This is a genomic window from Vibrio sp. 10N.247.311.51 (assembly GCF_041467855.1).
Lineage (GTDB): Bacteria > Pseudomonadota > Gammaproteobacteria > Enterobacterales > Vibrionaceae > Vibrio > Vibrio coralliirubri.
Window position 1 is genome coordinate 24,442 of record NZ_JBFSVK010000019.1, and the last position, 11,877, is coordinate 36,318.

The following is an 11,877-nucleotide window of genomic DNA, read 5'->3' on the forward strand; positions in this document are numbered from 1 at the left end:
CACATTCAGCACATTTTTTGAATACTCTTCCAGCAGAAAAGCTGAAATCTGTGAGTTGATGTAGATAAAATGTAACTCTACCAAGGTAAAGATGTGACTTCATTCTCCAAAAAAGAAATACACGAAAATTCATTTTCAATCCCCTTTTTTAATACATAACCCACAGCTATATATCAGTAACTCACTGTTTTATAGTGCAATGCAAATGGAATATCAAACTGTAACCCCAACACGAATAGTTAATGTTATCTCAAAATTGAATAACACTTTCACTATATGAATTATCGGTTGTTAATTTTAGGTGATAACTTTATCGACGTAGAAACAGGAGGTTCACAAATGAAAACAATAACTAAACTTACACTCGCTCTATCGCTTGCATATGCAGGCTCTGCTGCTGCTCTGGACATCACTATTGGGCATGTAGATTCACAAGATTGGACGATCTCTAAGAAAGGCGCTGCAACACAGGTTTTCAAGAACCTTGTAGAGGCTGAATCTGGTGGTCGAATTAATGTAAATATCTACCCTTCAGGTCAACTTGGTGGCGAGACAGAGCTACTTCAGTCGACTCAAGAAGGTATGTTAACCATGACTATGGTTTCTGGTGCCTACTCTAAGCTTTGTAAGGAAGCTAACGTACTAGAAATCCCTTACCTGTTTCCTTCAGCTCCTATTGCTTGGGAAGTGCTAGATGGTGAGTTTGGTCAAAAGTTGAATGACCAATGTTTGAAAACGACGGGTCTACGCAACCTCGCTTATGGCGAAACAGGTTTCCGCCATTTCACAAACTCAAAGCGTGAAATCACTACGCCGCAAGACTTAAACGGTCTTAAAATCCGTGTAATGACAACACCACTTTACGTTGAAATGATGAAGTCATTGGATGCAGAGCCTACACCTATTGCATTCCCTGAAGTTCCTGCCGCTCTAACTACTGGCGTTATCGACGGACAGGAAAACCCTGTCAGCGTAATCAACGCGAACAAATTCTATGAACTTCAAAAATACATCACTCTAGACGGTCACGTTTATGGCACTGATTTCCTATTAATGAATGACGATTTCTACACATCTTTGAATGCCGAAGACCGAGCAATCATTGATCGCGCTGCAAAAGTTGCAGGTACAGTAGGTCGAGCTATTCAGCAAGTGAATTCAGCAGAAGGCTTAGAAGTACTTGCTCAAAAAGGCATGAAGATTACTTCGCTAACGCCAGAGCAACAGAAACAATTCCGCGATAAGACGCAGCCCGCTGTGATCAAATGGTTATCAGGCACTATCGATTCAAAATGGATTGATGATGCACTAGACGCAGTAGAAACCGCGACTAACTAATTCATAACCGAATAATCAATACAAAAACCCTACAGCAGTACTTATAAGAAATGAGTCGTTATACCTCTGATGTATAACGACTCTTCCCAAGGAGACAGGGAACATGATTGAGCAATATAAAAAGCTACTTGCGATTCTCGCAGGGGCTTCACTCTTCAATTTGTTTGCAGTGATGTTGATCACCACAATCAGCCGTTACTTTTTTAATACCTCTATCCTATGGGGCGAGGAGCTGAGCAAATACTCAATGATTTATGGCGTTATGTTCGCTACATCATTGTGTTATTTAGAAGGCTTACACATCAAATTTTCTGTTCTTGATTCAGTCAAATCAAAAGCATTTCAAAAAACGCTGGAAGTCATTGTCGACCTATCTGTTTTGTTATGTTCGGTGATCTGGACTTACTCAGCGTACCTATTTGTGATCAAACGCGGAGGCATTGAGTCAGCTGGTATTGGAGTCCCTATGTACTACTTCCAATCAGCATTGATTGTTGGCGGCGCTTGCCTGTTTATAGCCGCTACACTGCGTTTAATTCAGCACGTGAAATCAGCGCGTGTATCCACAAGAACTCAAGCTATCCAAAGCGACGTATAAGGAATCGTTATGCCTTCAATTGCCTTAATGGGATCCATGCTAATTTTTGGTATTCCTCTCGTATTCAGCATCATCTTGGCGATGTCGTTCTACGTCTCTAGTACTCCCATCTCTATCAGCCTAATAGCCCAACGTATTTTTAGTGGTTTGGATTCTTACTCTATCCTTGCGGTTCCTCTGTTTGTTCTTGCGGGTGAGCTAATGAACAAGAGTGGTATCACCAGCCGTATCATCGATTTCGCTAACGCATTAGTGGGTCACTTCCGTGGCGGCTTAGCTCAAGTGAATATCTGGTCTTCAGTGATGTTTGCTGGTATCTCAGGCTCTGCAGTCGCTGATACATCAGCACTTGGCCGCGTGTTTATTCCTCAAATGGAAAAAGAAGGCTACAGCAAAGAGTTTTCTTCAGCGTTAACGGCAGCGTCTTCGGTTATTGGGCCGATGATTCCACCAAGTATTCCAGTGATCATTTATGCGCTTATTGCGAGTGGCGTATCTGTCCCTGCCCTGTTCTTAGCGGGCATTGTTCCTGGCGTATTGTCTGCAGTTGCTCTGTCTATTTTCGTGTTTATTTACGCGACTCGTCACAACATAAAAAGCAACGTGGTTCGTCAAAGCCGCCGTAAAGCATTGGTAAAGGCGTTTGTTCCGCTAACAATGCCAATCTTCATCCTTGGTTCAATCTTGATGGGTATTGTGACACCAACTGAAGCAGCAGCGTTCGCAGCTTTCTATGCGCTACTGGTTGGTATGTTCGTGTATAAATCTCTGAGTTTCAGCGACCTACCAGAAGTGTTTATGCGTTCAATGCGAGACTCTTCAATTGTCTTGATCCTGATTGCCGTTGTATCTGTAGCGAACTGGATTCTTACTTTCTCTCGCGTTCCTCAGTTCATCAGCCAACAGATTTTAGGCAGCATCAGCGACCCAATCATGTTTTTGATTATGGTGAACGTTATCTTGCTGGTCGTTGGGTTATTCCTTGAAGGCATAGCTGCAATGCTGATTCTTATCCCAATCTTTCACCCGATTGCGATGAGCTTTGGTATCGACCCTGTTCACTTCGGTATCGTGGTTATCTTCAACCTAATGATTGGCTTGATTACACCACCAATGGGGATTTGTCTGTTTGTGTCCAACACCATATCCAAGGTCGGAATCGCCGCGATTTCTAAGCAAGTGATTCCACTGTTCCTACTTGAAGTATTGGTGTTGTTCTTCATCACTTTTGTTCCGCAAAGCGTGCTGTTCTTGCCACAGCTATTCGGATACTAGAGCACACACAAAACCATGTCTGTATATGAAATATTGCTGCCGCTGATACTGATTGTCGCGGCAGGCTTTCTCACGACTAAAAATGGCTTTTTCTCTCGCCATTTCATCGGCGACGTAAGCAAATTCGTTCTTTATATCTCACTTCCTGCGGTCATTTTTGGCAGTGTCACTCAGTTAGATTTGAGCGAAGCGATCAACAAAAACTACATGTTGATCTATGCCGTAGGCGGGTTGCTGTGTATGACCATCGCAGTGTTGTATAGCCGATTAATCATGAAGTTGAAGTGGCAAGATTGCTTCATCAATGCTCTAGGTAGCGGGATGCCAAACAGCGCATTCATAGGCTTCCCTATCGTGTTGTCGATTTTTAATGGTCAGTACGCGGAAGCGTTTCTAATGAGCGTGTTGATTGAAAATCTCGTGTTTATTCCTGTGTGTTTGGTGTTACTGGAGTTCTCGAATGAAACCGACTCATCGCTCAAAGATCAACTTATCGAGATTGGAAACAGGCTAAGAAAGAATCCAATCATCATTTCGATCACCTTGGCACTGAGCATCAACCTGTTAGGTATTCAGCTGCCAGTCGTGATTGGAGAAAGCGTTGGCATTCTCGCCAAAACCTCAGTCGCTTTAGCATTATTTGCGATTGGTGGAATTTTGGGGCAATCACTGGTGCTAAACCAAAAATCACGCATTGCGCTGGTTACTAGCATCAAACTGGTTTGCTTCCCCATTATTGCGCTTGGCTTACTTTTGGTCTGGCCGGTAGAAGGAGATTTAAAATATGTACTGCTTATCTTTTGTGCATCACCAATGCTCTCTATCTACCCCATTCTTGGCGGGATTTATAAGCAACAAAACTTCTGTGCAAACACATTGATTATAACGACGCTGGCCTCTGGATTTACCTTGTCTATCGTTGTTTCGCTCATAACTCATAACTCAAATAACAATAACTAAAACGTTCACTCATAAGGTCTTAAACATGGAAAAAGTTAAAATTGCTGTTGCTGGAGCAGGCTTAATCGGGAAAACACACATCAAGCTCATTGTTGAAAATGAACAATGCGAACTGGCTGCTATCGTTGATCCGTTCCCAGCGGCGAAAGAGATTGCCGAGGATTACGGTGTGCCCGTTTATGAGAGCTTAGAAGCGCTGTTTTCCGATGCAAAGCCAGACGGTGTGATCCTCGCGACCCCAAATAAGTTACACGCTCTGCAAGCACACGAATGCATTGCCGCTGGTGTGGCAGCTATCGTCGAAAAACCAGTGACAGATTCTATCGAAGATGCGGTTGAGTTATTGAAGCATGCAAAACATGAGAACAGTAAAATACTGGTTGGTCATCACCGCGCTTATAGTCCGCTTTTGGAAACCGCTAAAAAGATCATCGACAGCGGTGAGCTTGGCAAACTGGTTTCTATTATGGGCAGTGCGGCATTTTACAAGCCAGATTACTACTTTAATGAAGGCGACTGGCGCAAAGTAAAAGGCGGCGGCCCTATCCTTATCAACATGATTCACGAGATAGGCAACCTGCGTCACCTTGTTGGCGATATTGTCGGTGTTCAGGCGATGAGCTCAAGCAGTGCACGTGACTTTGAAGTCGAAGACACAACAGTCATCTCTCTGCGCTTTGAAAACGGCACACTAGGCTCTTTCCTATTGTCTGACGCTTCAGCAAGCCCACGCAGCTGGGAACAAACCTCACAAGAGAACAAGTCTTACGCGACGTACGAAACCGAAGATTGCTACCACGTAGCAGGCACCAATGGCTCCCTTTCTATACCAACTATGCAGGTGAAATCATTCGCGAAAGACGTCACGCCATCATGGTGGAACGAAATGCTTGAGCGCAAAGAAGATATTCACCGTGAAGATCCTCTAAAACGTCAGCTTGAACACTTCTGCGCATTGATTCGCGGCGAAGAACAAACACCAAAAGTCAGCATTTGGGATGGCCTACAAAATCTATTGGTTATCGACGCGATCATCAAAGCCTGTGAAACAGAACAATACGTACCCGTTCAAGATGTAACACCGCAGCTTAAGTAAGGAGCCACCATGAAATATTCAATCGCGACTGTGTGCTTGTCTGGCACGCTAGAACAAAAAATGCATGCTGCCGCTAAAGCGGGCTTTCAAGCTATTGAGATCTTTGAGAATGACCTCACTCAATACCGCGGTTCCGCTTCTGACGTTAAACGCATCGCAGACAGCCTTGGCTTAGAGATTCTTGTACTGCAACCTTTTCGCGACATGGAAGGCATGCCCGCTCACCTTCGCCAAAAAAAGTACAGCATGCTTGAGCGCAAGATGGACCTCGCCCACCAACTAGGCACCAGCCGTTTAATGATGTGCAGTAACGTGCATCCTCAGTCATCTCCAAACGTTGCACAGTGTGCTGAAGATTTATACGCATTAGCAGAACTGGCAAAGCGTGAAGACATGCAATTAGGCTATGAAGCTCTAGCATGGGGTCGCCACATTGCCGATTATGATGACGCTTGGAACCTAGTGAAAACAGTCGACCACCCTAACCTTGGTGTGGTTCTCGACACCTTTCACATGTTTGCACGCGGAAACACATTGGATACGTTGAAGAACGATATTCCAGTCGATAAGATCGCTCTGGTTCAAGTGGCCGACGCACCAAAAATGCAGATGGATATTCTTCAATACAGCCGCCACTATCGTTGTTTTCCTGGCCAAGGTGACTTCCCAGTTATCGATTTCGTAAAAGCGCTTAAAGACAAAGGTTACAACGATTATTTATCCCATGAAGTCTTTAACGATGAGTTCCGTTCATCATCGCCAATCGAGAAAGCGATCGATGGTGTGCGTTCTTTGAAATGGCTAGAAGATCAAACTAACGACGCGTTCAATGCACCTAAGATCCACGACCTCAGCTTTATTGAATTCGCAGTTAAAGAGCGTGAGAACAACCCTTTCTCGGATGTGATTGAGTCTCTAGGCTTCAAAAAGACTCATTGCCATAAGAGTAAGAATGTTGATTTATACCAACGCGGTGACATCAACTTTATATTCAACTACGAGAAGAATTCAAACGCGCAAACTTACCGTGAAGGTCATGGTGAATCGGTATGCGCGCTCGGCGTTATCACTGAAGATTCAAGCCGTCTTGTTGAATTAGCGAGCCGTTACAACAGCCCAACCATTCATCAAACACGTCAAGAGAATGAGCTAGATATCCCTACTCTCAAAAGCTCTGGCAACTTGCTGATTCACCTTCTTGAAGAGAACGAAGCATCGAAGTTCTATGAAGTAGATTTTGAACCAGTCGCTGATCATGCGCCTATGGACAACAACTTCGTCCGCATCGACCACATGGGGCAAGTTGTAGCACCTGATTCATTGCTGTCTAACCTGTTCTTCTACAAATCCATCTTCGGCTTTGTACCTGAAGAGAGCTTTGACTTGCCAGATGTGAATGGCCTAATCACTAGCCGCACCATCAAGAGCGCTAACAGTAAGATCAAGATTGCATTGAACAGCACCAGTGCTAAGCAAACCTCTGCTCAACGTTTCTTGAATGACTCTAATGGTGCGAGCATCAACCAAATTGCCATGGAGTGTAAAGACATCTTCTTAGCGGTTCAGGATCTCTCTCCTATCTATCAGTTGAAGATCCCAAATAATTACTACTTGGATATTCAAGCGCAATTTGATTTACCCGATGAGTTGATTCAACGCCTAAGTGAAAACAACATTCTGTACACGGAAGACGAAACAGGCAGCTTCTTCCATTTCTACACCAAAGAGATCAATGGCTTGTTCTTCGAAGTCGTTCAACGCGTAGGAGACTACAGCAAATACGGCGAGACTAACGCGTTCATTCGTCTAGCGTCACAAGCGAATCAGTTCTAACAGGCATTGTTACCTAACTTTTTTCACCAAATATATCCGTTGGATACAACCTCACTTGTATGGCAGCAGATATATTAACTTGCTTAACTTGCTATTTTTCTTCTTGAGCTTTGCTGCACTTTACTCATCTTCGGTAAGTGCAGTTTTTTTTGTCTAGGTTCTGGTGTTTTTAGTTCATGGGCTTGTAGGAGGGCTAACAAATTTTTGGGCAAGAGCTTCTTAGTGCACTCATCCCGATGCAGTCGAGTGCACTGTGTTTTACCCTACTTCAGAAAACCAAGCCGTAAAAAAGCCCCTAGCGATGCTAGAGGCTCAATTTTTCTGCTTATGTTGATTAGAGGTATTAGTCGTCTAATAAGAACTGAATGGCTAAGCCGTAACCTTTAGTTCCCATACCAATCACTGTGCCTGCGGCTACAGGCGAGATGTAAGAGTGATGACGAAATGCTTCGCGCGCGTGAACATTTGAGATATGCACTTCAACAACAGGAACATCGACGCCTTTTATTGCGTCATGCAAAGCTATTGATGTGTGCGTGTAAGCGCCTGGGTTGAATACCACGCCTACGCATTCACCGGCAGTAAATTCACGACCGGCTTTGTGCACGGCATCGATCAAATGACCTTCGGTGTTACTTTGAAAGCATTCGACTTCGCAATCATATTTAGCGGCTAACTTGCGGCAGTTTTCTTCTACATCTGCCAGTGTTTCATGACCATATTGCTGAGGCTCACGAGTTCCTAGTAGGTTTAGGTTTGGTCCGTTCAACACTAATAATTTTTTCATTGTTCCTTTCCTTACTTCTATCCTTAGACGGGATTTGAAAATTGATTTTGACGAAATTGAGATAACTCTTGAGGTGTTAATTCACGGTCGGTGAACAGTTGAAACGCATCAACCGCTTGATGAAAAAACAGTTCAAAGCCAGTTAAAACTGCGAGGTTCGCCCCCATCGCAGCTTTGATAAATTCAGTTTCAATTGGCGTGTAAACAGCGTCAAATACCCACTTCTGGTTCTCTATCCAATCACTTGGGATAGGTATGCCCGGTGTCTTGTAATGCCCTATTGGAGTGCAATTAAGAAGGCCATCCGCCTCTCTAACGTGTTGCTCTAACGTTGTCTCTGTAAGACAAGTTACCTTAACATTTCTTTTTTCTAACAGCTGAGCTAAACCATGCATTTTTTCGGTATCACGGTCATAAAGCGCGATGTGTTCGGTTTCTAATTCTGTTAAAGCCGCTGCCACCGCTTTACCCACACCGCCACAGCCTATAAGCACTGTTTTACCGGGCTTACAATGCCGAAAAACATGGTAGGCATTAATGAAGCCAGAGAAATCAGTGTTGTAAGCAAACGTACCTTCTGGGCGAAAAACTAATGTATTGGATGCTTCAACTATTTTTGCTGACGTATCCAAAAAGTCAGCCACTTGAACCGCCATCTCTTTATAGGGATAAGTCACATTAGTCGCGTGAATATTACTCTCTTCCATTTGAGATGAATGCGCTCGAAAATCGAGTATATCTCCACTCTCTAATGGGCTTAATTGATAATCGAGCTCTATATTAAGTTGTTCCGCTAATAGGTTATGGAACTCGGGTGACTTGGATTTATCAATATTGGCACCAATAAGTCGACAATTAATCATTTCACTTCACCTTCTTCGGGATTTTATTTAAAGCTACCAGAATCACGTTATTCAACGCTAATCACTTTTATTCAACACCTATTCATTTTTTATTTTCTATGGCACCAACCCATATGGAATATCGCTTTTTCGTTGCCGTCATTGCAGCTCTCTATCTCAAAATCTTATACCTTCGAAATAAATTGAAATAGTCGAGAATAAGCCTTGGTCGTTATAGTTGTTAGCAACAAAAACAACAAAGGACTGCCGAGATGATTATCGACTGCCATGGACACTACACAACCACACCACCTCAGGTGGGCGACTACCGCGAAAGCCAAAAAGCGGCGCTAGCTGAAAACCCAAACCACATTGGTAGCAAAGGTTCAATTCACATTTCAGACGATGAGATTCGCGAAAGTATCGTAAATAATCAACTTCGTTTACAGAAAGAACGTGGTACGGATTTAACGATTTTCTCTCCTCGAGCAAGCTGGATGGGACATCACATCGGCAATGAGCACACGAGCCGCTTTTGGACAGAACATCAAAATGATCTTATTCGTCGTGTGTGCGACCTTTTCCCTCAAAACTTTGCACCGGTTGCTCAACTGCCGCAATCACCAGGCATTGACCCTTCAAAATCGGTTTCTGAGTTGGTTCGCTGTGTTGAAGAGATGGACTTCATCGGCTGTAACTTGAACCCAGATACAACAGGTGGCTTTTGGAAAGATGCCTCTTTGGGCGATCGTGCTTTCTACCCTCTGTATGAAAAACTGGTAGAGCTAGACGTACCCGCAATGATCCATGTAAGCGGCTCTTGTAACTCATGTCTGCACACCACAACTTCGTATTACTTGGGCGCAGACACGACGGCTTTCCAACAATTAATGACCTCTGACGTGTTCAAAGACTTCCCTGAGTTGAAAATCATCATCCCACACGGTGGTGGCGCAGTACCTTATCACTGGGGTCGTTTCCGCGGTATCGCGCAAGATATGGGATTGCCACCGCTTGAAGAAACCGTGTTGAACAATATCTACTTTGATACTTGCGTTTATCACCAGAAAGGCATCGACCTACTGCTTGATATCTTGCCAGCGAAGAACATCTTGTTCGCTTCAGAAATGATTGGCGCAGTGCGCGGTGTTGACCCAGAGACGGGCCACTACTATGACGACACGAAACGCTACATTGATGCCAGTGACAAGGTCACGGCCGAAGAGAAATCGATGATTTTTGAGGGTAACGCTCGTCGCGTATTCAGCCGACTAAAAACATCTTAATGCCACTCTACCCATTTAAGAATGGGCACTTCGAACAAACTTTCTCTAAAAAAGAAGCATAAGCAAAGAGCAAAAGGAATTCATCATGAGTCAGAACATCGTTGTTCAACACATTAAACGTGCAGACAAAGAGATCATTGAAGGCTTACGCAAATGTGGCGTAGCAACCATTCATGAATCACAAGGTCGCCGTGGTTTATTGGCCGATTACATGCGCCCTATTTTTCAAGGTGACGCCGTTGCAGGTTCAGCTCTAACAATCTCAGGAGTTGCTGGCGACAACTGGATGATGCACGTTGCCATCGAGCAAGCGAAAGCGGGTGACTTTTTGGTGTTCGCCCCTACTTCACCTTCAAACCACGGCTTCTTCGGTGATTTATTAGCAACGTCAGCACAGGCACGTGGTGTGGTTGGCTTAATCATCGAAGGCGGTGTTCGTGATACTCGTGACTTACGCGAAATGAATTTTCCTGTGTGGTCAAAAGCCGTATTTAGCCAAGGTACCATCAAAGAAACGCTAGGTTCAGTCAATGTTCCGATGACGTGTGCAGAAGAAATCATTAATCCTGGTGACATCATGGTCGCAGACGAAGACGGAGTGGTTGTGGTTCGCCGAGAAGAGGCTGAACAAGTACTGCATGCGTCACTAGAGCGTATGGAGCGCGAAGAAGCTAAACGCGTTCGCCTAGCGAATGGTGAGCTTGGTCTAGACATCTATGACATGCGTGGTCGACTAGAAGAAAAAGGCCTGAAGTATGTCTAATCAAGCGCCATGCATGTGGATGAGAGCTGGCACCTCAAAAGGCGCCTACTTTCTGAAAGATGATTTACCTATCAACTCTGCTGAACGCGATGCATTTTTGCTGTCGGTGATGGGATCGCCAGATGAACGCCAGATCGATGGTATCGGAGGGGCTGACCCTCTGACATCTAAGGTAGCGATCGTTGAACCATCGAGTCGAGAACATGTAGACATCGACTACCTATTTCTACAAGTGTTTGTCGACCAAGCATTGGTTAGCAGCAAACAAAACTGTGGAAACATCCTTGCAGGGGTCGCTCCTTTTGCTATCGAGCGTGGGTTAGTTGAAGCCAAAGAAGGAACTACATCAGTTCGTATCTTCATGGAAAACACACAGCAAATCGCTACGGTAGAAGTTCAAACCCCAAACAAACAAGTGACCTATCAAGGCGACTGCCATATCGATGGCGTGCCCTCTTCATCAGCGCCAATTGCGGTAACTTTTGAGGATACTGCTGGCTCAACATGTGGTGCGTTAATTCCGTCAGGAAATGTTATTGATACAATTGACGGTATCGATGTCACTTTAATTGATAACGGAATGCCAGTTGTTGTGATGTGTGCGAAAGATCTCGGCATCACAGGTGACGAATCGCGTGAACAACTCGACAATAACCAAGCTTTAAAACAGCGTTTGGAATCTATACGACTTCAAGCTGGTCCATTAATGAACCTTGGTGATGTTTCTGAGCTCTCTGTCCCTAAGATGTCTTTGGTCAGCGAGCCTCAATATGGCGGCGCAATCTCTACTCGCACATTCATCCCTCACCGTTGCCATGCTTCTATCGGTGTACTAGGCGCGGTTAGTGTTGCCAGTGCTTGCATACTCGATAACGCTCCAGCAAAACAACTTGCTCAAATCAACTCATCGAGCCAGGCAGAACAACTCGCCACACAAACTGAAACCAGCATGAAAGTTGCTCTAGATGTAGAACATCCTATTGGAAAAATGAGTGTGGTTTTAGATATCAAAAACAACCAAGTTCAATCAGCTGCCATTCTTCGCACTGCGCGAAAACTGTTTGATGGCACAGTGTTTGGACACCAGTAACAACAAGGA

The 11,877-nt window shown here is 44.4% G+C and carries 11 protein-coding genes; 9 read left to right on the top strand and 2 right to left on the bottom strand.

The genetic code is table 11. The features are described from left to right. The first annotated feature begins 339 nt into the window (after positions 1–339). The 6 genes from AB6E85_RS16720 to AB6E85_RS16745 all read left to right on the top strand — a co-directional run bounded on the left by AB6E85_RS16720 (position 340) and on the right by AB6E85_RS16745 (position 7,100). The gene (locus AB6E85_RS16720) at positions 340–1,338 is read left to right on the top strand and encodes a DctP family TRAP transporter solute-binding subunit (protein WP_050621285.1); all 999 of its coding nucleotides are present in this window, start codon (positions 340–342) and stop codon (positions 1,336–1,338) included. Between the two features lie 103 nt (positions 1,339–1,441). Next, a complete protein-coding gene (locus AB6E85_RS16725; protein ID WP_050621167.1) occupies positions 1,442–1,936 on the top strand; it encodes a TRAP transporter small permease in 495 nt (164 codons plus the stop codon). A 9-nt stretch (positions 1,937–1,945) separates the two neighbouring features. Beyond that, positions 1,946–3,211, top strand: a complete 1,266-nt coding sequence (locus AB6E85_RS16730) for a TRAP transporter large permease (protein WP_082241965.1) — start codon at positions 1,946–1,948, stop codon at positions 3,209–3,211. A gap of 15 nt (positions 3,212–3,226) precedes the next feature. Further along, a complete protein-coding gene (locus AB6E85_RS16735) occupies positions 3,227–4,171 on the top strand; it encodes an AEC family transporter (protein WP_372143288.1) in 945 nt (314 codons plus the stop codon). A 25-nt stretch (positions 4,172–4,196) separates the two neighbouring features. Beyond that, positions 4,197–5,267 (top strand): Gfo/Idh/MocA family protein, encoded by a 1,071-nt coding sequence (locus AB6E85_RS16740; RefSeq protein ID WP_372143290.1) that lies wholly within the window; start codon positions 4,197–4,199, stop codon positions 5,265–5,267. A gap of 9 nt (positions 5,268–5,276) precedes the next feature. Next, entirely contained in the window at positions 5,277–7,100 is a 1,824-nt protein-coding gene (locus tag AB6E85_RS16745) for a bifunctional sugar phosphate isomerase/epimerase/4-hydroxyphenylpyruvate dioxygenase family protein (RefSeq protein WP_086969686.1), read from the top strand. A 343-nt stretch (positions 7,101–7,443) separates the two neighbouring features. Here the strand turns inward: AB6E85_RS16745 and aroQ are convergent, their stop codons facing one another. Beyond that, a complete protein-coding gene (gene aroQ, locus AB6E85_RS16750; RefSeq protein ID WP_248336653.1) occupies positions 7,444–7,887 on the bottom strand; it encodes a type II 3-dehydroquinate dehydratase in 444 nt (147 codons plus the stop codon). A gap of 23 nt (positions 7,888–7,910) precedes the next feature. Next, the gene (locus AB6E85_RS16755) at positions 7,911–8,750 is read right to left on the bottom strand and encodes a shikimate dehydrogenase (protein ID WP_372143291.1); all 840 of its coding nucleotides are present in this window, start codon (positions 8,748–8,750) and stop codon (positions 7,911–7,913) included. Between the two features lie 251 nt (positions 8,751–9,001). Here AB6E85_RS16755 and AB6E85_RS16760 point away from each other — a divergent pair, with 251 nt between their 5' ends. The 3 genes from AB6E85_RS16760 (at position 9,002) to AB6E85_RS16770 (ending at position 11,868) form a co-directional block, all read left to right on the top strand. After that, a complete protein-coding gene (locus tag AB6E85_RS16760; protein WP_050621175.1) occupies positions 9,002–10,015 on the top strand; it encodes an amidohydrolase family protein in 1,014 nt (337 codons plus the stop codon). 85 nt (positions 10,016–10,100) lie between these two features. Continuing rightward, on the top strand, positions 10,101–10,778 hold the full coding sequence (locus tag AB6E85_RS16765) for a 4-carboxy-4-hydroxy-2-oxoadipate aldolase/oxaloacetate decarboxylase (RefSeq protein WP_372143293.1): 678 nt from the start codon (positions 10,101–10,103) through the stop codon (positions 10,776–10,778). Next, positions 10,771–11,868: a 4-oxalomesaconate tautomerase gene (locus AB6E85_RS16770; protein WP_372143294.1), complete on the top strand. Its 1,098-nt coding sequence runs from the start codon at positions 10,771–10,773 to the stop codon at positions 11,866–11,868. Before AB6E85_RS16765 ends, AB6E85_RS16770 begins: the two co-directional genes overlap by 8 nt. Positions 11,869–11,877: the final 9 nt, after the last annotated feature.